Genomic DNA, 22,427 nt, shown 5'->3' with positions numbered 1-22,427 from the left:
GCCGTGTCATTATAGCGGATAGTGGGGCGACGACCTTGCGGATATTTCACCCGGCGAATACAAGTCGGCATGGCTGTTGTCCGAGGAAGCTGTCACTGCGGCAACGTGCGGATAGAGGTGCCGGATCCGCCAACCTGGGTTGCGGACTGCAATTGCTCGCTCTGTCGCCGGCTCGCATGGCGAGTAGCCTATTTCCCGCCGGAACAAGTGCAGATTTCAGGCGAAACGACGGCCTATATCTGGGGCGATCGAATGATCGGCATCCACCATTGCCCGGTCTGCGGTTGCGGCACCCACTGGGAGTCTCTCGGGGAAGACTTTGGCAAGATGGGCGTCAACGCACGGCTGCTCGATGATTTCGATGAAAGCACCATCGAGGTGAGGAAGTTCAACAACGCGGATAATTGAAACCTGCGATGATGTCGGCGCGACCACATTTCAGCCATTCAGTCCACTCCGCTTCTTTCCGAAGGCGGATAGCCAAACCGCTAAGTTTACGAGTTCACCGCCCCGACCGCCGAGCGCCCAATCCGTTCGTGCGGAGCAAGCGGACGACTGAATCGTGGTCAGTTCCCCTGCACAACGCAGGGCGTGCCGGTCGGTGTGATACGGCCGCAGAGGCGCTGGGCCTCCGATACGCTGGCAAGCGGGCCGACCAGGAGGCGCGTGAGGCCGTTCGTCAGCACATAGGAGGGCTGGAAGGCGGAGAGGCCGCTGACGCGTCCACTGAGATTCTTCCAAAGCGCCGGGGCGCGGCCCTGCTCGCGGAAGGCGCCGAGCTGGACGCGGTAGCGGCCGGAGGCGGCGGGCGCGGGAACAGGCGCGGCTGCAGGTTGCGGACGCGGATTGCGCTTGATCACCGGTGGACGCGGCTCGGGGCCGGCGGCGGCTACCGCGGGTGCTGCCGGCGCCGGAGCACGCGAAACGGCTGGCGCGGGAGGCACCTCCGGATGGACGCGAGGTGGCACGACGGGTGCCGGGGCGGCCGCCGGGGCAGCTTGCGCCAACTGAGGAGCTGGCGCGCTCGCGGGCGTGTGACTGCGTGCCATCGCGGTGGCCATCGCAAGGCCCTCCTGACGCTGCGCCGCCGGAATATATTGATCCATCTGGCCAAGACTGGTCGTCGCCTGAGTGACGCCAGCCTGGGCGGCGCGCGTCATCAGCGCATAGGCGCGCACCCAATCCTTCTGCGTGATGTCGCCGTTGAACAACGCGGTCGCATAGACATATTGCGCGCGGGGTTCACCACGCTCGGCGGACACCTTGATATAGGGAATGGAATCCTCGAGCCGGCCCTGCTGGTAGAGCAGCAGACCATAATTGTCGGCGCCTTTCTCATGCCCCTGTTCAGCTGCCTTGCGGAACCATTCGAGCGCGACCGGCAGATCGACGGGCACACCGCGCCCGAGCTTGTAAGCCTGACCGAGATTGAACTGCGCGTCGGCATTGCCGCCGATGGCCAGCGGCCGCCATTCGTTGACGGCGCGGGCATAATCGCCCTGGTTCCAGGCATCGACACCCGCCTTGACGTCCGCATGGGCGGCGGACGTCGCGACCAAAGCGCAAACGGTCAGAACACAGGCGGCCAGCGCCGCGGCGAAACTCTTGCTCATGTCCACGCTCCCCGGACCAACGCCGAAATCCCGCTGCTCATAGCGGCCCCATGGTTAATCCTCTCTTAGCATAGTTCCCCCTGGGGATGGCCGACCACCGGTCACTTAACCAAATCTTAGGGCGCGCCGTGTGATTTTGGGCCCTGGTAGATGATCGACCAGGGGAATGAAGTGCGAATATTGGCACTAGCGTCGCAGAAGGGCGGGTCCGGCAAGACGACCCTTTCCGGGCATCTCGCGGTTCAGGCGCAGCGCGCCGGCGCGGGACCGGTCGTATTGATCGACATCGATCCGCAAGGCTCTCTGTCCGACTGGTGGAACGAGCGCACCGAGGATTATCCCGCTTTCGCGCAGACCACCGTGGCGCGCCTCGCCATCGACCTCGAGACCTTGCGCCAGCAGGGGTTCAAGCTTGCCGTCATCGACACGCCGCCGGCCATCACCATGGCGATCCAGAGCGTCATCGGCGTTGCAGAGCTGATCGTCGTGCCGACGCGGCCCAGCCCGCACGATCTGCGCGCCGTCGGCGCCACCGTCGACCTGTGCGAGCGTGCCGGCAAGCCCTTGCTCTTCGTGGTCAATGCCGCCACGCCCAAGGCGCGGATCACGTCCGAAGCGGCGATCGCGCTCTCGCAGCATGGCACTGTGGCGCCCGTCACCATCCATCACCGTACCGATTTCGCCTCCTCGATGATCGACGGGCGCACGGTCATGGACTTCGATCCCAACGGCAAATCGGCCAAGGAGATCGAGGCGATCTGGGCCTACATCGCCGACCGGCTCGAGCGGAACTTCCGCCGCACGGTCTTTTCGCCCGGCGTTCCGGTCGCGGCTGTGCGGCAACAAAGTGGTTTTGGCAGAAGGGTTGTGAGCTGATGAGCGGGTCTGAAAATCCGACTGCCGAACCGCGTGGCGCGGCGTCCCTGACTGCGAGCCTGCTCGCCCGTCGTGGTGGCGCGCGTCCCGCGATGCGCCGCGCGCCTCTCGGCGCGGTCTCGTCGGTCACCCCGATCAACGATGATCTGGGCTGGAACGATATGGGCGAGGACGAGATCGAGGAAGCTGTGGCGCCCGCTCCGGTTTCGCCGATCAATCAGCAGCTCGCCGCGCTGGCCGATCGGATCAACGCCAAGATGGCCGACAAGCCCAGGAGCAAGTCGCACCCGGCGACGCTGACCGGCACGGCCCGCAAGGCCGCTTTCACCCTGCGGATCGACACGGAGCGGCACCTGCGCCTGCGTCTGCTGAGCGCCGTCTCGAATCGCTCGGCGCAGCAGCTGCTGACCGAAGCCCTCGACGCGCTGATCGCGCGCAATGATGAGCTCAACCGTCTCGCGGACCAGGCCGAGGCAAGTCACGTTACGCCCGATCTGAAATGGGGATCATGATCATGCGCAGGCAGACGCTTTCCACGATGATGGCCTCGGCCGCCATCCTCGGTTCCTCGATGGTCGGGTGCAGCGGTGCCCGCATGGAGAACCGGCCCGCCATCGCCGCCAACCAGGCGCCCTCGCTCGCACCGCGCGTCGAGAAGGCGCTGGCCGAGAAGGACTATGCCCGCGCACTGATGCAGGCCGAGGAACTGGTCGCCGCCCAGCCGAACGAGGCGGGCTATCGCGCGCTGCTCGGCCGGGCCTATCTCGCGAACGGCCGCTATGACAGCGCCCGCACCGCCTTCAAGGATGCGATGACGCTGGGCAACAGGGATGTGCGCACGATCATCAGCCTCTCGCTGGCCGAAACCGGCCTGGGCGATGCGGCAGGCGCCCGTGCGCTGCTTGCCGACCATATCTCCGACCTGCCGGCCGCCGATTATGGCCTGGCCATGGCGATGGCGGGCGATCCGCGCGAGGGCGTTCGCGCGCTCATGGAAGCGGTGAAGCAGCCTGATTCGACGGCGCAGACGCGCCAGAACCTGGCTTATGCGATGGCGCTGGCCGGTGCCTGGGGGCAAGCCCGCCTGATCGCCGGGCAGGACATGTCCGCACGCGAGGCGGAAGCCCGCATCGGCCAATGGTCGCAGGCGGCTCAGGCCGGCAACGAACAGGGCCGTGTCGTCGCGATGATCGGCGTTTCGCCGCGCGCCGACGATGCCGGCCTGCCGACGCGCCTCGCGCTCGGCGGCAATGGCGCGCCCATGCAGATGGCTGCGGCGGCGCCCGTCGATCTGGTGGCGCAGGCCCGTCACGAGGTAGCACCGGCTGCACCCGCGCCGCAGGCCGTCGCAGCAGCTGCTCCGGTCGAGGCATCCCCGTCGACCATGGCGGTGGCCATGAGCTTCGATGCTAACAACGGTGACAACGCGCCGCTCGTCAAGGCGTCGAGCGATCCGATGCGGCTTGCGGCCCGGGCAGCCTTCCAGCGCACACGGAACAATGACGCACGGGCCATGGTCGCACGCGCGGATATGAGCCGAATCACGACCGTCATCGCGCCGGCGCCCGACGCGAAGGCGAGCGACTGGGTCGTCCAGCTCGGCGCGTTCGACACGGCGGAAATCGCCAAGGCGAAGTGGCAGCAGATCAGCCGCGGCAAATCGCCGGTGGGCGGTTTCCGTGAGATTCACAGCGAATTCTCGCTCAACGGCCGCGCCTTCCACCGTCTCGCCATTCGCGGCTTCGGCGATCGTACGTCGGCTGACGCGGCGTGCCGATCGCTGCGCGCCGAAGGTCAGGCCTGTTTCGTCCGTCTCGATGACACGAACACGACCCGCATGGCCCGCGCGCAGGCGCAGAAGGGCGCGCCGCAGATGGCTGCCCGCAAGCCCGTGGCCGCTCCCAAGGTCGCGGCGCGCATCGTCGGCGCCGGGCGTCAGATCGCCGCGCGGTAAGGGCCTTCACCGCCACCAAATCCCGTTCGGGACGTCTTCAGCGGATCACGCCGCCTTTCATGATCATCCGGGCGCGGCCCTGGACCGGCAGCTTGTCGAACGGCGTGTTGCCCGCCGCCGCCGCCATCTTGTTGGCGTCGACGATCCACGGGACGTCGGGATCGATGAGGATGAGGTCCGCCGGCGCGCCGGGGGCGAGACGGCCGGCATCAAGACCCAGGACTGCCGCGGGATTGGCGGCGAGCAGGGCCATCAGGCGCGTCTCGCTGATCTTCCCCTCGCGCACCAGATTGAGCGCCAGCGGCAGCAGCGTCTCGGCGCCGGCGATGCCCGGCGTGGAATCGGCGAAGGGCAGGCGCTTGTCTTCCGGTCCGCGCGGATCATGGCCCGAGCAGAGCACATCGACCGTCCCGTCCGCCACCGCCGCGATGGCCGCGAGCCGATCCCGCTCGTCGCGCAGGGGCGGGGACAGATGCGCGAACGTGCGGAAATCCGTCACCGCATTGTCGTTGAGGAAGAGATAGGAGGGCGAGACGCCGCAGGTAACCGGCAGCCCTTCCGCCTTGGCGGCGCGGATGAGATCAAAGCCCGCCGCGGTCGTCACCATCCGGAAATGGATCGTCGCGCCGGCTTCCCGCGCGAGCGCGATGTCGCGTGCGATGGCGATCGCCTCGGCGCAGGCCGGCGCGCTCGGCAGGCCGAGGCGCGAGGCGGTCTCGCCATCGGTGGCGACGGCGTTGGCGGTCAGACCGGCATCCTCGGCATGGATCACCAGCGTGAGGCCGAGCGCGCTGGCATAGCGCAGGACACGCAGCATGACGCCCGAATCGGCGATCCACGTCCGGCCCGTCGCGATGGCGCGGGCGCCGGCCGTCCGCATCAGCGCCATCTCGGCAAGATCCTTGCCCTCCAGCCCGCGCGTCGCGGCACCGAGCGGATGCACCCAGAAATCGGGCTTGCCGGCGCGGGCAGCATGCTGGACCAGCCCCGGATCGTCGAGGACCGGCGACTGGTCGGGCATCAGTGCCGCGCGGGTGATGCCGGAGAAATGGAAGGCCGGCTTGTCGGTCTTGAACACGCCCAGATCGATGATGCCGGGCGCGACGATCATGCCGTTGGCATCGATGATCTGCGCATCCTCGGGGAAATCGACGGAGCCGACCGCCTCGATCCGATCGCCGTGGACGAGCAGCGTGCCTTCGCTCAGGTTGGTGGCGGCGGGATCGCACAGGCGCCCGTTGACGATCGCGATCATGCCCATCCGGCCACTCCCCGGTCGCCGCGCGTGAGCACGTCAAGGCAGGCCATGCGCACCGCGACGCCCATCTCGACCTGCTCGGTGATCGCCGATCGATCGGGATCGTCGGCCACCCCGCTCAATATCTCGACGCCCCGGTTCATCGGGCCGGGATGCATGACGATCGCATCCGGCTTGGCGCGCTTCAGCCGCTCCGGCGTCAGACCATAGAGCAGGCTGAACTCGCGCGCCGAAGGGATGAAACCGCCGTCCATCCGCTCGTTCTGGAGCCGGAGCATCATGACGACGTCGGCACCGTCCAGCGCCGCATTGAAATCGCTGAACGGCGTCACGCGATAGCGCTCGACCGCTGCCGGCATCAATGTCGGCGGCGCGCAGACCCGGACCTGCGCGCCGAGGGCGGTCAGGCAGAGCATATTCGAGCGGGCGACGCGGCTGTGCAGAATGTCGCCGCAGATCGTCACGATCAAACCCTCGTGACCGCCCTTGCGCCGCCGGATGGTGAGGGCATCGAGCAGCGCCTGCGTGGGATGCTCGTGGCGCCCGTCGCCGGCATTGAGAACGGGGCAATCGACCTTGTCGGCGATAAGCTGCACCGCACCCGAGCTCATGTGGCGAATCACCATGACGTCGGCACGCATCGAGTTGAGCGTCACGGCCGTGTCGATCAGTGTCTCGCCCTTCTTCACGCTGGATTGCGAGGCATGCATGTTGACCACATCCGCGCCGAGACGCTTGCCCGCCACCTCGAAGGAGAGCAGCGTGCGCGTGCTCGCCTCGAAGAAGGCGTTCATCTGGGTCAGCCCGGCGAGCCGATCGTCATGCTTGCGGGTCGCGGTGCGATTGAGGATCGCCCATTGCTCGGCCTCGTCGAGCAGGAAGCGGATCTCGTGAGGCGCCAGACTGGCGATCCCCAACAGATGCCGGTGCGGAAAATTCGCGCGGCCGACAAGGCCGGTGGCGGGGGAGGGTGCTGGCGATGTCATTAAAGCGCCGCGATAGATGAGGGCGGCGCGATACTCAAGGGGCGAAGATGATCAGCAGCGCAAACTGCGCGACCGCGATCAGATGGAGGGCCAGCGAGAAGGCGGTCTTGCGCGTCTTGTGGCGAAAATGCCAGCGGCCGAGATAGGCGCCGATCGTGCCGCCGACGACGGCGAGCAACAGGAGAGTGGCCTCGCTGATCCGCCAACCGCCGGTTCGCGCGCGGCCCTTGTCGATGCCGAAGCCGACGAACGCCGCCAGGTTGATCGCAAGCAAGGCGAGCAGGAAGGGCGGCCAGGTCGCCAAGGTCAGGAATCGAACGGGATGGCTGGTTTCCGTCAGCGATAGGCAAGGCCGTCGATCGCGCCTTGCAGGATGAGCGCGGCGGCATGGGCGTCGATCCGTTCGGCGCGCCTGGCGCGGCTCATGTCCTGCGCGATCATGGCGCGCTCGGCGGCGACGGTCGACCAGCGCTCGTCCCAGAGCAGGACCGGCAGGCCGAGCACGGCGATGTTGCGCGCATAAGCGCGGGCGGCCTGGCTGCGCGGGCTCTCGGTGCCGTCCATGTTGAGCGGCAGGCCGATGACGAGGCCCCTGACCGATTGCTTCGTGATCAACTCGGAAAGGGCCGCCTTGTCCGCGCCGAACTTGCCGCGCTTGTGGGTGTGGGCGGGGCTGGCGATGCTCCAGCCCGCGTCGCACAGCGCCAGGCCGATGGTCTGCGTGCCGAGATCGAGACCGAGCAGCCGGCCACCCTGCGGCAGGGCCGCGGCGAAGGCCGCCGTCTGGGTCGTGATCAGCGCGTCTTCTGCCATGCCCCCAGCCGCCGCAATGCATCGCCACGGATATTCGCCCAGAAAAGGGGATAATCATAGACGTGATAATTGTTGCCCGGCAGCACATAGGTGCCGAGCTGCGGGGCGCGATCGAGCATCAGATAGCCGCGCCCGTCGCAGCGCGCGCCGATGCCGCCCGGCGCGACGAGCTGGGTCGTGGCGGCCTCGCCATCGCCGATCAGCATGCCCAGATTGGCGCCCGCCGGCGCATCCGCCGCGCCGCCGCCGGTCAGGGGATTGGTGCAGAGCATGGCCGAGCCGTTGCGCGGCTGACCGTCGAAGCCGCGCTCGCGAGCATAGGCTTCGTCGATGCTGGAGGTGTCGGCAGGCGCGGCGAAGCTCTGCCAGCCGATCATGCAGCCGGTCTGCTCCGGCCCGGTGCAGGCGGGCAGGCCGAGGGCCGGCAGATCGTGTGCGATCGAGATCGGCCAGCCGACCGCATAGACCGCGACGAGCCGCTGGCGCAGCGCGGCGTTGCCACTCTCCTCCCGGAGCAGGCGCAGCAGGTGCTTGCTGCCCTGGCTGTGCGCGACGAGGATGATCGGTCCCTGCGGATTGGCGGTGAGGAAGGCGGCGAAGGCGGCCTTGACGTCCGCATAGGCGCGATCCAGCGCGCGCCCGGCATCGGCGCTGTCGGTGAGGAAGGCGCCGAACACGGCCTGGCGATAGCGCGGCACCCAGACAGTGCCCGCCGCCGCGAAGGCGCTGGCCTGGACGCGCACGAAGCGCTCGGCCTGACGGCCGGAAACCGGATCGGTGACGGGCACGTTCCAGCGCAGCGTGTCGAAGGCGCTGGTCGGGTGGATGAAGAAGATCGCGGCATTGCCCCGCTCGGCGGGCAGCTTCAGGGCCGTGGGCTGCCAGACCGCCGGATCGGCGCGACGCCCGTCGGGGCGGCTGATCCAGCCTTCCGGGCGCGTGTAGAGGCCGGCGGGCAGCGGGGCCGGCTGGGAGAAGGCGACGCGTGGCACCAGCGCGCTGCGCATCAGCTTCTGCCCGAAGAAGGAGAAAGCGATCATTCCGGCAATCGCGAGGCAGGCGAAGAACGCGATGACATAGAGGAACTTCCGGGCCAAGTGGGCGCGACTCCTGTTGCGGAAGGGCCGCTCATGCCCGCTCGGCGGCGCGCGCGCAATCGGTGCGCTTGTGCGGGCCGGCGATCATGGTAGATCCTGGCGGGGATCGGCGGCGTCTGGCCGTCGCAGGGAGAGGGCCGCCATGGCGAGCAGTCCGGAGATGTCCGAAACGGTTTGGCCGCTGCGCACCTGGGTGCTGGCGATCCTGGGAGCGCTGGTCTTCCTCTCCATCCAGCAGCTGCACGATCTGCCCGATCATGGCTGGGCATGGGGACCCCGGCTGGTCATGGCGCTGTCGGTCTTCCTCGGCGTCGGCGGGCTGGCCTTCGGCCTGGCCTGGCAGCGCGGACGGCTGCTCGCGGCGATCGCGGTCGCGCTTCTGTGCGGACTGGTGGCGGGCGGCACCTTCATCTGGAACAATATCCCCTGGCAGGACGGCGGGAGCGAGGGCTGGCATGTCTTCTGCGGCGCCATCACCGCGGGCTGCCTTCTGACCCTGTTCCAGGCGGCTCAGGACGGCTGGAGCGGCTGGCCCGCGCGCTGGGCACCCTCGGGCCTGATCGCCTGGCGGCGCGAGGCGATCCTCTACGAGGAAGTTCATGGCCATCTCTGGACCAACGCGCTCCTGCTCGCCCTGAGCGGCGCCTTCATGCTGCTGTGCATCGGCATCGCCTATCTCATGGCCGAGATGTTCTGGCTGGTGAAGCTGGATTTCCTGCGCGTGCTGCTGCGCAAGGAATGGTTCCAGGCGCTGATGACGGGCGCCCCGTTCGGCGCCGCGCTCGGGCTGCTGCGCGACCGGCGCGGGATCATCACGGCGCTGCAGCGGGTGGCGATGCTGGTGCTGCGCGTGCTGGCGCCGGTGGTCGCGCTCGCCATCCTCGTCTTCCTCGCCGCCTTGCCCTTCACCGGGCTCGCGCCGCTGTGGGACACGGGCGGAACGACGCCGATCATGCTGGTCGGCGCGGCGCTGGCGTTGTTCCTCGCCAATGCCGTGGTCGGCGACAGGGCGGCGGACGAATCGCGCTCGGTCATCCTGAGCGGCAGTGCGGCGGCGCTGGGCCTGTTCCTGGTGCCGATGATCGGCATCGCCGCCTTTTCCTCGGGCCTGCGCATCCAGCAATATGGCCTCAGCCCCGATCGGCTGTGGGCGCTGACCTTCGTCATCGTCGCGAGCATCGTCGCCATCGCCTATGCCGTGGCGATCCTCGGCGCGCGTGGATGGTTCGCGCGGCTGCGGCGGGCCAATCTCCATCTCGTCTTCCTGATCGCGGCGATCACGCTGCTGCTCTCCACGCCGCTCCTGAGCTTCGATCGGATCGCGACGGCGCATCAGCTCGCGCGGCTTTCCGGCGGGCAGGTGTCGGTCGAGAATTTCGACTATAAGGGATTGTGGTTCGAGTTCGGACCGCCCGGCAAGGCGGCGATCCGGCAACTGGCCTCCTCGTCGGATGCGCAGATCAGGCGCTATGCCATCGCGGCGCAGATGCTGAAGACCAAATGGGACGAGCCGCCCAATGCCGGCGCGGCGGAGAAGGGCGCCGCGCTGGAGAAGCGCCTGACGATGCTGCCCGGGCCGTTCCCGCTCGACGACGCGATGCGCACGCGGCTGATCCGCTTCGACGCCTGCAACAACTATACCGGCGTGCCCTGCATCGTGCGCTATGTGCCGGGGCAGGATTATATGGTGGTCGTGGCGGGGCCGGCGCCGAAATGCGACCGCTGCCGATCGGAGATCAGCATCATCCTGCGCGACGGGAAAGGCGGCTGGTCCGACGACAATGTCTATGTGCGCGACGAGAAGGCGCTGGATGCGCAGGTCGCCGCGATCAGGGCGGGCCGGGTCGAGATGCGGCCGGTGCAGCAGCGGCAATTGTTCATCGACGGCAAGCCGGTCGGGAACGTGATCCCGCCACAGAATGAGGCTGCGCCTTGATGCCTGCCTGAGGCGGTGCTAGCGGCGCTTGCATGAGCGTAGATCTGACAACCGTGAAGAAAGTGGCCAGCCTGGCGCGCCTCGCCGTGAGCGAGGCCGAGGCCGAGGCGCTGGTGCCCGAACTCAATGGCATTCTCGACTGGGTGGAGCAGCTCGGCGAGGTCGACGTGACCGGCGTCGAGCCGATGACCGCCGTCATCCCCAATCATCTGCGCCTGCGCGAGGATGTGGTGACCGACGGCAATGTGCGCGACAAGGTGCTCGCCAACGCGCCGCAGGCCGAGCATGGCTTCTTCGCCGTGCCCAAGGTGATCGAGTGATGAGCGATCTGACCGATCTCACCGTGGCGCAGATCCGCGACGGCTTCCGCGCCGGCGACTTTTCCGCACGCGAAGTGGCCGAGGCGTTCAACGCCAATGTCGCCGCCGCCAAGGCGCTCAACGCCTTCATCGTCGAGACGCCCGAGCATGCACTGGCCGCCGCCGGCCAGGCCGACAAGGACCGCGCGGCTGGCACGCTCAAGCCGCTCTCCGGCGTGCCGATCGGCATGAAGGACCTGTTCTGCACGCAGGGCGTCCAGACCACGGCCGCCAGCCACATGCTGGAAGGCTTCACGCCGACTTACGAGTCCACCGTCTCGGCCAAGCTGTGGGACGCGGGCGCGGGCATGCTCGGCAAGCTCAATCTCGACCAGTTCGCGATGGGCTCGTCCAACGAGACCAGCTATTTCGGCAATGTCATCTCGCCCTGGCGGCGCGCGGACGCCAATGGACTTGGGGGCAATGCGCCGCTCGCACCCGGCGGCTCCTCGGGCGGCAGCTCCTCGGCGATCGCGGCCCGGCTCTGCCCGGCGGCGACCGGCACCGACACCGGCGGCTCGATCCGCCAGCCCGCCGCCTTTACCGGCATCTCGGGCATCAAGCCGACCTATGGCCGCTGCTCGCGCTGGGGCATCATCGCCTTCGCCAGCTCGCTCGATCAGGCCGGGCCGATGGCGCGCGACGTGCGTGACTGCGCGATCATGCTCGAGAATATGGCGGGCTTCGATCCCAAGGATTCGACCTCGCTCGACATGGCCGTGCCGCAGTGGGAAGCGGGGCTTTCCGCCGACATGAAGGGCAAGAAGGTCGGCATTCCGAAGGAATATCGGGTCGAGGGGCTGGATGCCGACGTCGCGCGCGTCTGGGATGCGGGCATCGCCTGGCTCAAGGATGCCGGCGCCGAGATCGTCGAGGTCTCGCTGCCGCACAGCAAATATGCGCTGCCGGCCTATTACATCATCGCGCCGGCGGAAGCCTCGTCCAACCTCGCGCGCTATGACGGCGTGCGCTATGGCCTGCGCGAGCTGCCCGAGGGCGCGAACCTGCAGGACATGTATGCCGCCACCCGCGCCGCCGGCTTCGGCGCCGAGGTGAAGCGCCGCATCATCATCGGCACCTATGTGCTCTCGGCCGGCTTCTACGACGCCTATTACACGCAGGCGCAGAAGGTCCGCACCCTGATCGCGCGCGACTTCGCCCAGGCTTTCGAGCAATGCGACGTGATCCTCGCGCCGACCGCGCCGAGCGCCGCCTTCGCGCTGGGCGACAAGACGGCCGATCCGCTGGCGATGTATCTCAACGACGTGTTCGCCGTGCCCGCCTCGCTGGCGGGCCTGCCGGCCATGTCGGTGCCCGGCGGCCTCAGCAAGGACGGGCTGCCGCTCGGCCTGCAGATCATCGGCCCGGCGTTCGACGAGCAGGCGGTGCTGAATGCCGGCCTCGCGATCGAAGAGCGGGCAGGCTTCACCGCGCGGGCGGAGAAGTGGTGGTAAGGTGACAGCCGCGTCACCGGACAGCGATCGCGCCATATCGGCAGAGGTTCCGGACTGGAATCGCGAGGCGAAGGGGGCCTTCGAGTGGGCACCGTCGCGGGCGCTGCTGGCATCGATCCGCGCCTATCAGCGCCACCGGGCCGGGCGAGGGCCGGTCGCGGCGCTGGGGCGCGTATTTGCGACGCTGCGGCATCGGTTCTGGTCGGTGGTGACGGGCGCGGACATTCCCGTTACCTGCCGGATCGGCGGCGGGCTGCTGATGCCGCACCCCAACGGCATCGTCGTCCACCCCGAGGCGGTCATCGGTCCCAATTGCCTGTTCATGCAGCAGGTGACGATCGGCATGCGGGCCGGAAAAGTGCCGGTGATCGGCGGACATGTCGACATCGGCGCGGGAGCGGCGATATTAGGGCTCGTGACGATCGGGAATCATGCGAGGATCGGCGCACACGCGCTGGTCATCCACGATATGCCGGAAGGCGCGGTGGCGATGGCGCCGCTCGCGCAGATCAAATCAGATAGTCAGGCAGAGTGACAATGACGGAATCGACCTATCGCATCGCAGGCGCAACCGGGGACTGGGAGGTCGTGATCGGCCTCGAGGTTCATGCGCAGGTGGTCAGCCAGGCCAAGCTCTTCTCGGGCGCGGCGACGGCGTTCGGCGCCGAGCCGAACAGCCAGGTGAGCCTGGTCGACGCGGCGATGCCGGGCATGCTGCCGGTGCCCAACAAGGAGTGCATCCGCCAGGCGGTGCGCACCGGGCTCGCGATCAATGCCCAGATCAACAAATGGAGCCGGTTCGACCGCAAGAATTATTTCTATGCGGACCTGCCGCAGGGCTACCAGATCAGCCAGCTCTACCATCCGCTGGTGGGTGAGGGCGCGCTGACCATCGACGCGGACGAGAAGGCGGGCATCCCCGAGGACAAGGTGATCGGCATCGAGCGCATCCATGTCGAGCAGGACGCCGGCAAGCTGATGCACGACCAGCATCCGACGCGCTCCTATGTCGACCTCAACCGCTCGGGCGTCGCGCTGATGGAGATCGTCAGCCGGCCGGACATGCGCTCGCCCGCCGAAGCCGGCGCCTATGTGCGCAAGCTGCGCGCGATCCTGCGCTATGTCGGCTCGTGCGACGGCAACATGGAAGAAGGATCGATGCGCGCCGACGTCAACGTCTCGGTGCGCAAGCCCGGTGAGGAATTCGGCACGCGGACCGAGACCAAGAACGTCAACTCGGTGCGCTTCGTGATGGCGACGATCGAATATGAGGCGCGCCGGCAGGTCGACGTGCTGGAGAGCGGCGGGCGCATCGTCCAGGAGACGCGTCTGTTCAATCCGGACACCGGCACAACGCGCTCGATGCGCTCCAAGGAGGATGCGCACGACTATCGCTATTTCCCCGACCCGGACCTGCTGCCGCTTGAGCTGACCGATTCGTTTATCGAGGATTGCCGTCATTCGTTGCCCGAGTTGCCCGACGCCAAGCGTCGGCGCTACGTCGAAATATTGGGTCTGACAGCCTACCAGGCGGGAGAACTTACGGCCGAAGTTGATTGGGCGATCTATTTCGACCGTCTCGTCGAGCGCACAAGCTTGGAAACCGGAAAAGAAGCGTCGGAAATCGCCAAACGCTGCGCTAATCTGCTGCTCAATGATATATTCGGATATCTCAATAAGTTCGGTGTTTCCCAGGGCATGGATGCAGTTACAGGCGAACCTGTCGGTCTTATATCGACCGCGCAGGGCGCTCAGTTGATCCGATTGGTGGAACAGGGAATACTCTCGGGACCACTCTACAAACAGGTATTTGAGGCAATTGCTGCGACCCCGGAGATGCCCGCCGATTATGTCGAGCGACATGGCCTCAAGCAGACGTCCGACACCGGCGCCATCGACGCGGCGATCGCCAAGATCCTCGCCGACAATGAAGACAAGGTGGCGCAGTATAAGGGCGGCAAGGAAGCCCTCTTCGGCTTCTTCGTCGGCCAGACGATGAAGGCGATGCAGGGCAAGGCCAATCCGGGCGTGGTCAACGAGCTGCTGAAGAAGGCGCTCGGCTGAGGGCGTGTCGGCAACCCTGAGCAACCGGGTTGCCGGACCTCAGGGTGATCAAGGAGTCACCAAATAGCGACGCTTCAATCGGGTGGCGGCGGGATTTCGGGAGCACCCGTGTCCGGCTCGTCGACATTGGGCGTTTCGGGGACGATTTCCGGAGGCTCCTCGAACGGGCGCTCGGGTGTCGGCTCCATCGGCGGCGTCTCCGGCGGCGACTGGGGTTGGATGGTGTCTGGCGGCGGTATTTCGGGTTGGCTGGCCATGGGCATGTTCCTTTGCCCCAGAACGGGCCGCCGGGCCGATCGTTCCGTGTCATTTCGCCGCGTCAGCCAGCCTTGCCCTTTGGGCGCTCTTGCACTATGGCCCGCCGACCGGCGACCGATGCGGGCGTGGCGAAACTGGTAGACGCGCCAGATTTAGGTTCTGGTATCGCAAGATGTGGGGGTTCGAGTCCCTTCGCCCGCACCAGTTTGCGCGGCTCTCGCCCCTGTCGTTCCAAGAGATTCTTAGCTGCGGAAAGCGTTGAGTTAGAGATATGCAGATTGTCGAGACATTGAACGAGGGCCTGAAGCGGGCCTACACGCTGACCCTGGCCGCCAAGGACATCGATGCGCGCGTCGACGAGGAGATCAAGACGATCGCGCCGCAGGTCCGCATGCCGGGCTTCCGTCCCGGCAAGGTGCCGGCCAATCTGGTCCGCAAGATGCATGGCCCCTCGCTGCAGCGCGAGGCGCTCGAGAAGGCGGTCCGTGATGGCGTCGACGCGCTGATGAACGAGAAGAAGCTGCGTCCCGCCATGCAGCCGTCGATCGAGCTCGACGAGGGCTATGAGCCGGGCAAGGATGCCGAGATCAAGGTCGCGCTCGAAGTGCTGCCGGTCGTGCCGACGCCCAAGACCGAGGGCATCACCCTGGAGCGCCTCATCGTCGACGTGAGCGACGAGCAGGTCGATGAGGCGGTGAGCCGTCTCGCGGCGCAGAGCACGCGCTATGAGGATGCCCCCGAAGGTCACGGCGCAGGGCAGGGCGATCAGGTCACGATGGATTTCGTCGGCAAGGTCGACGGCAAGGCGTTCGAGGGCGGCACCGGTTCCGGCATGGCGGTCGCCATCGGCTCGGGCAATCTGATCCCCGGCTTCGAGGACCAGCTCGTCGGCGTCAAGGTCGGCGACGAGAAGCAGATCAACGTCACCTTCCCGGCTGATTATCAGGCCGCGAACCTGGCCGGCAAGGACGCGACCTTCGATCTCGTCATCACCGCCGTCAAGCTGCCGGCCGATCGCGCTGTCGACGACGACTTCGCCAAGCAGCTCGGCCTGGAGAGCCTCGACAAGCTCAAGGAGCTGCTCAAGGGGCAGATCGAGCAGGAGCATAACGGCCTGACGCGCACCTACATGAAGCGCCGCCTGCTCGACCAGCTTGCCGCCGGCCACGACTTCGACGTGCCGCCGAGCATGGTCGAGGCCGAGTTCAGCCAGATCTGGGCGCAGCTCGAGCATGAAGCCAGTCACGAGGAAGACCCCGCCGAGGCGCTTGCCGAGATGGAGAAGGACAGGGACGAGTATCGCTCGATCGCCGAGCGGCGCGTGCGCCTCGGTCTGCTGCTCTCCGAGATCGGCCAGGCCAATGGCGTGGAGATCACCCAGGCCGAGATGAACCGCCTGATCGCGCAGGCCGCGCAGCAGTACAGCCCGCAGGACCGCGAGCGCTTCATCGACTATGTCCGCAACGAGCCGATGGCCGCCGCGCAGCTGCGTGCCCCGCTCTATGAGGACAAGGTCGTCGACTTCCTCTTCGCCAATGCCGAGATCAGCGAGCGCACCGTCGCGCGCGCCGACCTGGAAGCGGCCATCGAGAGTGAGGAGGGCGACCTCCATGTTCACGGACCTGATTGCGGCCACGACCATCACGGTCATGACCACAAGCCGGCGAAGAAGGCTGCGGCCAAGAAGCCGGCCGCCAAGGAAGAGGTAGCCGAGCCGGCAGCAGAGGAAGCCAAGCCAGCCGCCAAGAAGGCCGCGCCCAAGAAGGCCGCCGCCGCGCCCAAGGCCGAGGCTGCTGCCGACGCCGAGCCGGCCAAGAAGGCCGCTCCCAAGAAGAAGACGGCCAAGGCCGAAGGCTGAAGTCGCACGCCATGGCGACTGATGCGCATCTCTCCGGCCGGCCCGCCGCGCCGGAGACGGTGCGGGTCGCCGTCTTGCTGCCCTGCTACAATGAGGCGGCGGCGATTGGCGAGACCATTGCCGGCTTCGCGCGGGCGCTGCCGGGTGCGGCGATCTACGTCTTCGACAATAACAGCTCGGACGGCAGCGAGGAGGTTGCCCGGGCGGCCGGCGCGATCGTGCGGCGCGTGCGCCAGCAGGGTAAGGGCCATGTCGTGCGCCGGATGTTCGCCGATGTCGATGCCGACATCTATGTGATGGCCGATGGCGACGCGACCTATGAGGCGGCGGCGGCGCCGGCGCTGATCGCGATGATGATCGAGGACAATCTCGACATGGTCGTGGGCGCGCGCAAATCCGAGGTGGAGGCGGCCTATCGGCGCGGGCACCGGCTCGGCAACACGCTGCTCACCGGATTGCTCCGGCAGCTGTTCGGGCGCAGCTTCACCGACATATTGTCGGGCTACCGCGTTTTCTCCCGGCGGTTCGTCAAGAGCTTCCCGGTCCTCTCCGCCGGTTTCGAGATCGAGACGGAGATGTCGGTGCATGCGCTGGAGCTGCGCATGCCGGTGGGCGAACTGATGACGGCTTATGCCGCGCGGCCCGAGGGGTCCGTCTCCAAGCTCAGCACCTTCCGCGACGGCTGGCGGATCCTGCGCATGATGATCCAGCTCTATCGCGTCGAGCGGCCGCTCTGGTTCTTCGGATTCATCGCCGCCCTGTTCGTGCTCATCGGGTTCATCCTCGGCATACCGGTGATCCTGACCTATCTGGAAACCGGCCTCGTGCCCCGCTTCCCGACCTTCATCGCGATCGTCGGCCTCACGATCCTCGCGGCGCTCAACGTGATGACGGGCCTCATCCTCGACACGGTGACGCGCGGACGGCAGGAAGTGAAGCGGCTCGCCTATCTCGCCCTTCCGGCACCGCGCCAGGATTGACTGGCCGGATCGCCGGCCCGAATGGCACGCCACGAAATTTTAAGGCATGTGGTGCCACCAGACCGCATATGCCTTCCTACCCGTCGTTTTGGGCGCTAGGTTCGCGTTCGCCTCTGTCCCGTCCGGGAGCCTCGTCTGACCCTCGAAGCCGCCAAGCCAAAGCACCGCTACGTCGCGCTCGATAGCCTGCGCGGCGTGTGCGCCTGCATGGTCGTGCTGCTGCATTTCGAGACGCAGGGCCATATCTCGGCCCTGCCGGTGGTGAAGCACGCTTTCCTGTTCGTGGATTTCTTCTTCGTCCTGTCCGGCTTCGTGATCGGCTCCAGCTATGGGCAAAGGCTCATCGACGGATTCCGCATCCGCGAGTTCATGTGGCTGCGGCTCGGACGCGTCTATCCGCTGCATCTCGTCATGCTGCTCGCCTTCCTGGCGTTCGAGATCGTTTTCGCCGTTTTCATGCCGGGCATGGCCGGCCGACGGCCTTTTGAAGGGCCTTTCTCGCTAGCAGCCTTCGTGCAGTCGCTGTTTCTCCTGCAGATCTTCTTTCCGCCGGACGCGACGCCGTGGAACGGGCCGAGCTGGTCGATTGCCGCCGAAATCTGGACCTACCTCATCTTCGCGCTGGTGCTGCGCTATGCCCATCGCTGGCTGGTGCCGATCGCGCTCGTCATGATCGTCGCCGCGCCCGTCTATCTGGCCAACCTGACCGACCGCTACATCATGGTGTTCCACGACGGCGCGCTGGCGCGCTGCCTGTTCGGCTTCGCGCTCGGCATGATCGGCTGGCGGTGCGCGGCCTGGATCGAGTCGGTGCGACTGAGTGCGGCCGCGGATCAGCTCGTTGAACTCGCCGTGCTCGTCGCGACGATCATGTTCGTATCGGCGGCCGGATCGGGCCCGCTTTCCCTCGCGGCACCGTTCATGTTCTTCGTGGCGGTACTGGTGTTCGCACGCGAGCGCGGCATTGTGAGCCGCTTGCTCAGGACCGGCCCGTTCGTCCTGCTCGGCACATTGTCATACTCGATCTACATGATTCACGGTTTCATCTATTATCGCTTCGTCAATGTGCTGGGCAAAGTCGGCTCGCGGCTTGGCCTGGATCTGGTGAGCAGCAGTGGCGGGCACAATACCGTGGGTGGGGGCGCGCTGTTCGGCGACGCCATGACGATCTCGTTCCTGGCGTTGGTGATCTGCCTTTCCTATGTGAGCTATCGCCTGATCGAACGACCGGGCCAGACGTTTGCGCGTGGCCGTATTCATCGGCCCCTGCCGCCAGCGCCCGGGGCACCTTGAAGTCAATCGCCAAACCTCCGATGTAGTGCTCGCACACCGGCCAACAAAAGAAAGCAGACCATGATCAATCCTCCGTTCGATCCGCTCAATGCTCTCGTCCCCATCGTCATCGAACAGTCCAACCGGGGCGAGCGCAGTTTCGACATCTATTCGCGCCTGCTTCGCGAGCGCATCATCTTCGTGACCGGCCAGGTCGAGGATCATATGGCCTCGGTGATCGTCGCCCAGCTGCTGTTCCTGGAATCGGAAAATCCGAAGAAGGACATCTGGATGTACATCAACTCGCCCGGTGGCGTGGTGACCAGCGGCATGGCGATCCACGACACGATGAAATATATCCGCCCCAAGGTCGGCACGGTCTGCATCGGCCAGGCGGCCTCGATGGGCAGCTTCCTGCTCGCGTCGGGCGAGAAGGGCATGCGCTACGCGATGACCAATTCGCGGATCATGATCCATCAGCCCTCCGGCGGCGCGCAGGGCATGGCGTCCGACATCGAGATCCAGGCCAAGGAAATCCTGCGGATCCGCAAGCGCCTCAATGATCTGTATGTCGACTATACCGGCAAGTCACTGGCCGAGATCGAGGCAGCGATGGATCGCGATACGTTCCTCGAAGCAGACGAAGCGAAAGCTTTCGGTCTGGTCGATGAAGTCTATGGCAAGCGGCCCGAAGTGTCGGAAACACCCGGAAGCTAATCAAAGACGCGCGACGAACACATGCCGGCGCCTTCGAAAGACGGCGTCGGTTAACCTATCAGACGGCGGAAATTCGGCACGGCGCGCATATCACGCGGAACGGGTTGTGGATTCGTCTCAGGATCGACATATTGTGTCAGACAGGACCGCTCGGCTGTTCCCGGACTCACCCGGGGTTAACATATGCGATGTTATCCGAGCAGGTCTAACGAGGTGACTGAATGACGAAGCTCCAGGGCAGCGACTCCAAGAGCACTCTTTACTGCTCGTTCTGCGGCAAATCGCAGCACGAGGTGCGCAAGCTTATCGCCGGACCGACCGTGTTCATCTGCGATGAGTGCGTCGAACTCTGCAACGACATCATCCGCGAGGAGACCAAGGGCGGTCTCGTCGGTCGCAAGGACGGCGCCACGCCGACTCCGCAGGCGATCTGCGATGTGCTCAACGATTATGTGATCGGCCAGAAGCGCGCCAAGCGCGTGCTTTCGGTGGCGGTCCACAATCATTACAAGCGGCTCGAGCATGGCGGCAAGGCCGGCGATGTTGAACTGGCCAAGTCCAACATCCTGCTGGTGGGTCCGACCGGCTGCGGCAAGACGCTGCTTGCCCAGACGCTCGCCAAGACCTTCGACGTGCCTTTCACCATGGCGGATGCGACGACGCTGACCGAAGCGGGCTATGTCGGCGAAGATGTCGAAAATATCATCCTGAAGCTGCTGCAGGCCAGCGACTATAATGTCGAGAAGGCGCAGCGCGGCATCGTCTATATCGACGAGATCGACAAGATCAGCCGCAAGGCCGAGAATCCCTCGATCACGCGCGACGTCTCGGGCGAGGGCGTGCAGCAGGCGCTGCTGAAGCTGATGGAAGGCACCACCGCCTCCGTGCCGCCGCAGGGCGGCCGCAAGCATCCGCAGCAGGAATTCCTGCAGGTCGACACGACCAACATCCTGTTCATCTGTGGCGGCGCGTTCGCGGGTCTGGAGAAGATCATCGGTGACCGCCTCGAGGGCAAGTCGATCGGCTTCGGCGCGCATGTCGCCGCGCCGGAGGAGCGCCGCACGGGCGAGTTGCTCAAGCAGAGCGAGCCGGAGGACCTCCTCAAATTCGGGCTCATCCCCGAGTTTGTGGGCCGCTTGCCGGTCATCGCGACGCTTGAGGATCTCGACATCGCAGCGCTCGTGCAGATCCTGACCGAGCCGAAGAACGCGCTGGTCAAGCAATATGGCAAACTGTTCGAGCTGGAGGATGTCGACCTCACCTTCACCGAGGACGCGCTCACCGCGATCGCCCAGCGTGCCATCGAGCGCAAGACTGGCGCACGCGGCCTGCGCTCGATCATCGAGGCGATCCTGCTCGACACGATGTTCGACCTGCCGACCATGGAAGGCGTGACCGAGGTGGTGGTCGACAAGGATGTGGTCGAGGGCCGCAAGGATCCCGTCCGCGTCTTTGCTGAGACCAAGCGCAAGGCGAGCAGCGACGCGGCCTAAGACGTTCGCCGTCTGACACAATAAAAGAGCCTCCGGCGAAAGTCGGGGGCTTTTTTTGTGTATACTCTCGTCATCCTGGCGAAAGCCGGGATCTGCTGCGGATATGGGTGACCTCCCGGACGAGATCCCAGCGTTGACCTTCGGTCGCCCTACGGGTCGCTGGGATAACGGTCAGGTGGCAGGGCGGTTCTGAAATGCGAGCAACAATGTCTGCGCGGACTTGTGCAGATCATGCCGCTCCTCGACCCGGCGGCGTCCCTCCGCGCCCATGGCGGCCCGCTGCTCCGGCGTCGCGCGCATGATGCCGCGCAGGGCGTCCGCTATGGCACTCTCGTCGCCCGGCGCGAAGATCCAGCCGCAGTCGCCGTCCAGCAGCTCGGGAATGCCCGCGATCGTCGTGCTCAGCACCGGGCGGCCGATGGCGAAGGCTTCCATGATGCCGATCGGCAGACCCTCGGCATAGCTGGGCAGGAGCATTGCCCGGCCGGCGAGCAGCTGCTCGCGGACATAGGCCCCGGTGCCCCAGCCATGCACGATGACATGATCCTCGACCTTGTGGCGGGCGATCGCGGCGCGGATCGCCGCCTCGTCCTCGCCACCACCGATCAGCTCGACGACCAGATCGGGGAATTCCTCGATCACCTGGGCGATGGCGGGCGGGATGTGGATTTGCCCCTTGTTGGCGCAGAGGCGGCCGATGCAGATGACGCGGCTGCTCGCGGGCGGATCGGGCGAGAAGGGGAATTGGGCGAGATCGATGCCGCACGGAACGATGCGGATCTTGTCGGCGCTGTCCGGCGCCTCCTGCGCGATACGGTCGCGGCAATAGCGGGTGATGGCGACGAGGAAGGCGGCGTCGCGCGCCTTCTCGCGGATGGAAAGGCGGGCCGGTTCGCCGGGGACGATCTCGTCCGGGCCGTGGACCGTGATGCTGTAGCTGGGGCCGCCCAAGCGGCGAGCGAACAGGGCGACTGTCGCCGCGTTGGTCGAGAAGTGGACATGGACATGATCGACGTCCAGCGCTCCGGCGCGGCGGGCAAAGGCCATGGCTTCCAGCAGATAGGCGACATGTTCGACGAACTTGCGCTCGGCATTGCGCCACACCCGCCACCAGAGCGGCAGCAGCATGAGGGTGCGCAGCGGATGGGCGAGCAGGGTGAGCAACACGTCGCGCAGCAGCGCGCTTTTGCCGCCGGTCAGGATGTAGCGCGTCTTGCCATGCTCGGCGATGTCGTCCGGATCGACCAGTTCGCCATCCCAGTCGCGCACGGCGAAGCGCTCGACCGGCTGGCCCAGCGCCTCGATCGCCTGGATCTCACGCCGGATGAAGGTCGTGCTGATCAGCGGATAGGTGTTGAGGAGATAGGCGAGCTTCATGGACGCGCCGGTCATGCGGTGAGCGGGTGCGTCCTGTCAACGCGGCTGACGGCAATTCAGGC

Annotated in this window: 22 protein-coding genes and 1 tRNA gene; 15 read left to right on the top strand and 8 right to left on the bottom strand. The window is 66.4% G+C overall.

Translation table 11 applies throughout. The features are described 5' to 3' along the window. The first annotated feature begins 69 nt into the window (after positions 1–69). Positions 70–408 carry a GFA family protein gene (locus KK488_RS01955; protein WP_214621431.1) on the top strand — a complete coding sequence of 113 codons (339 nt, stop codon included), beginning with the start codon at positions 70–72 and terminating at the stop codon, positions 406–408. Positions 409–566: 158 nt separating this feature from the next. On the opposite strand, the gene KK488_RS01950 is transcribed toward KK488_RS01955, so the two are convergent. Then, positions 567–1,613: an SPOR domain-containing protein gene (locus KK488_RS01950; RefSeq protein ID WP_214621430.1), complete on the bottom strand. Its 1,047-nt coding sequence runs from the start codon at positions 1,611–1,613 to the stop codon at positions 567–569. A gap of 171 nt (positions 1,614–1,784) precedes the next feature. Between KK488_RS01950 and KK488_RS01945 the strand changes: the two genes are divergently transcribed. The 3 genes from KK488_RS01945 to KK488_RS01935 are packed head-to-tail and all read left to right on the top strand — an operon-like array spanning position 1,785 to position 4,443. Beyond that, complete coding sequence (locus tag KK488_RS01945) at positions 1,785–2,489, top strand: AAA family ATPase (RefSeq protein WP_214621621.1); 705 nt, start codon at positions 1,785–1,787, stop codon at positions 2,487–2,489. Next, complete coding sequence (locus KK488_RS01940) at positions 2,489–3,001, top strand: hypothetical protein (protein WP_214621429.1); 513 nt, start codon at positions 2,489–2,491, stop codon at positions 2,999–3,001. Before KK488_RS01945 ends, KK488_RS01940 begins: the two co-directional genes overlap by 1 nt. A gap of 2 nt (positions 3,002–3,003) precedes the next feature. Then, positions 3,004–4,443 (top strand): SPOR domain-containing protein, encoded by a 1,440-nt coding sequence (locus KK488_RS01935; RefSeq protein WP_214621428.1) that lies wholly within the window; start codon positions 3,004–3,006, stop codon positions 4,441–4,443. 37 nt (positions 4,444–4,480) lie between these two features. Here the strand turns inward: KK488_RS01935 and KK488_RS01930 are convergent, their stop codons facing one another. The 5 genes from KK488_RS01930 to KK488_RS01910 are packed head-to-tail and all read right to left on the bottom strand — an operon-like array spanning position 4,481 to position 8,597. Continuing rightward, the gene (locus tag KK488_RS01930) at positions 4,481–5,704 is read right to left on the bottom strand and encodes a dihydroorotase (RefSeq protein ID WP_214621427.1); all 1,224 of its coding nucleotides are present in this window, start codon (positions 5,702–5,704) and stop codon (positions 4,481–4,483) included. Further along, on the bottom strand, positions 5,695–6,687 hold the full coding sequence (locus KK488_RS01925; RefSeq protein WP_214621426.1) for an aspartate carbamoyltransferase catalytic subunit: 993 nt from the start codon (positions 6,685–6,687) through the stop codon (positions 5,695–5,697). The genes KK488_RS01930 and KK488_RS01925 overlap by 10 nt, the downstream gene beginning before the upstream one ends. Positions 6,688–6,721: 34 nt before the next feature. Then, on the bottom strand, positions 6,722–6,991 hold the full coding sequence (locus KK488_RS01920; RefSeq protein WP_214621425.1) for a DUF1294 domain-containing protein: 270 nt from the start codon (positions 6,989–6,991) through the stop codon (positions 6,722–6,724). Positions 6,992–7,023: 32 nt separating this feature from the next. Then, entirely contained in the window at positions 7,024–7,500 is a 477-nt protein-coding gene (gene ruvX, locus KK488_RS01915; protein WP_214621424.1) for a Holliday junction resolvase RuvX, read from the bottom strand. Beyond that, positions 7,482–8,597: a DUF3089 domain-containing protein gene (locus KK488_RS01910; RefSeq protein ID WP_214621423.1), complete on the bottom strand. Its 1,116-nt coding sequence runs from the start codon at positions 8,595–8,597 to the stop codon at positions 7,482–7,484. Before KK488_RS01910 ends, ruvX begins: the two co-directional genes overlap by 19 nt. A gap of 142 nt (positions 8,598–8,739) precedes the next feature. Between KK488_RS01910 and KK488_RS01905 the strand changes: the two genes are divergently transcribed. The 5 genes from KK488_RS01905 to gatB are packed head-to-tail and all read left to right on the top strand — an operon-like array spanning position 8,740 to position 14,410. Continuing rightward, the gene (locus KK488_RS01905) at positions 8,740–10,533 is read left to right on the top strand and encodes a DUF4153 domain-containing protein (protein WP_214621422.1); all 1,794 of its coding nucleotides are present in this window, start codon (positions 8,740–8,742) and stop codon (positions 10,531–10,533) included. 32 nt (positions 10,534–10,565) lie between these two features. Then, entirely contained in the window at positions 10,566–10,853 is a 288-nt protein-coding gene (gene gatC, locus KK488_RS01900) for an Asp-tRNA(Asn)/Glu-tRNA(Gln) amidotransferase subunit GatC (RefSeq protein ID WP_214621421.1), read from the top strand. After that, complete coding sequence (gene gatA, locus KK488_RS01895; protein ID WP_214621420.1) at positions 10,853–12,346, top strand: Asp-tRNA(Asn)/Glu-tRNA(Gln) amidotransferase subunit GatA; 1,494 nt, start codon at positions 10,853–10,855, stop codon at positions 12,344–12,346. Before gatC ends, gatA begins: the two co-directional genes overlap by 1 nt. 1 nt (position 12,347) lies before the next feature. After that, entirely contained in the window at positions 12,348–12,881 is a 534-nt protein-coding gene (locus tag KK488_RS01890) for a serine acetyltransferase (protein ID WP_214621419.1), read from the top strand. A gap of 2 nt (positions 12,882–12,883) precedes the next feature. Then, positions 12,884–14,410 (top strand): Asp-tRNA(Asn)/Glu-tRNA(Gln) amidotransferase subunit GatB, encoded by a 1,527-nt coding sequence (gatB, locus tag KK488_RS01885; RefSeq protein ID WP_214621418.1) that lies wholly within the window; start codon positions 12,884–12,886, stop codon positions 14,408–14,410. Between the two features lie 74 nt (positions 14,411–14,484). Here gatB and KK488_RS01880 read toward each other — a convergent pair whose 3' ends face one another. Further along, positions 14,485–14,667, bottom strand: a complete 183-nt coding sequence (locus KK488_RS01880; protein WP_214621417.1) for a hypothetical protein — start codon at positions 14,665–14,667, stop codon at positions 14,485–14,487. A gap of 120 nt (positions 14,668–14,787) precedes the next feature. On the opposite strand from KK488_RS01880, the gene KK488_RS01875 reads away from it, so the two are divergent. The 6 genes from KK488_RS01875 to clpX all read left to right on the top strand — a co-directional run bounded on the left by KK488_RS01875 (position 14,788) and on the right by clpX (position 20,988). Further along, positions 14,788–14,872: transfer RNA gene (locus KK488_RS01875), tRNA-Leu, on the top strand. A gap of 67 nt (positions 14,873–14,939) precedes the next feature. Further along, positions 14,940–16,526, top strand: a complete 1,587-nt coding sequence (gene tig, locus KK488_RS01870) for a trigger factor (protein WP_214621416.1) — start codon at positions 14,940–14,942, stop codon at positions 16,524–16,526. A gap of 11 nt (positions 16,527–16,537) precedes the next feature. After that, entirely contained in the window at positions 16,538–17,506 is a 969-nt protein-coding gene (locus KK488_RS01865; RefSeq protein ID WP_214621415.1) for a glycosyltransferase family 2 protein, read from the top strand. Between the two features lie 135 nt (positions 17,507–17,641). After that, positions 17,642–18,799, top strand: coding sequence for an acyltransferase family protein (locus tag KK488_RS01860; RefSeq protein WP_284732119.1), 1,158 nt, complete (start codon positions 17,642–17,644; stop codon positions 18,797–18,799). A 60-nt stretch (positions 18,800–18,859) separates the two neighbouring features. Further along, entirely contained in the window at positions 18,860–19,495 is a 636-nt protein-coding gene (gene clpP / locus KK488_RS01855; protein WP_214621413.1) for an ATP-dependent Clp endopeptidase proteolytic subunit ClpP, read from the top strand. A gap of 221 nt (positions 19,496–19,716) precedes the next feature. Beyond that, positions 19,717–20,988: an ATP-dependent Clp protease ATP-binding subunit ClpX gene (clpX, locus tag KK488_RS01850; RefSeq protein WP_214621412.1), complete on the top strand. Its 1,272-nt coding sequence runs from the start codon at positions 19,717–19,719 to the stop codon at positions 20,986–20,988. A 171-nt stretch (positions 20,989–21,159) separates the two neighbouring features. Here clpX and KK488_RS01845 read toward each other — a convergent pair whose 3' ends face one another. Further along, positions 21,160–22,380, bottom strand: coding sequence for a glycosyltransferase family 4 protein (locus KK488_RS01845; protein ID WP_250889977.1), 1,221 nt, complete (start codon positions 22,378–22,380; stop codon positions 21,160–21,162). Between the last annotated feature and the right edge of the window lie 47 nt (positions 22,381–22,427).

Origin of the sequence: Sphingobium nicotianae, assembly GCF_018603885.1 — a bacterium.
GTDB lineage: Bacteria > Pseudomonadota > Alphaproteobacteria > Sphingomonadales > Sphingomonadaceae > Sphingobium > Sphingobium nicotianae.
Note: the sequence above shows the minus strand (reverse complement) of the source record. Positions and strands in the feature narration are given on the sequence as shown.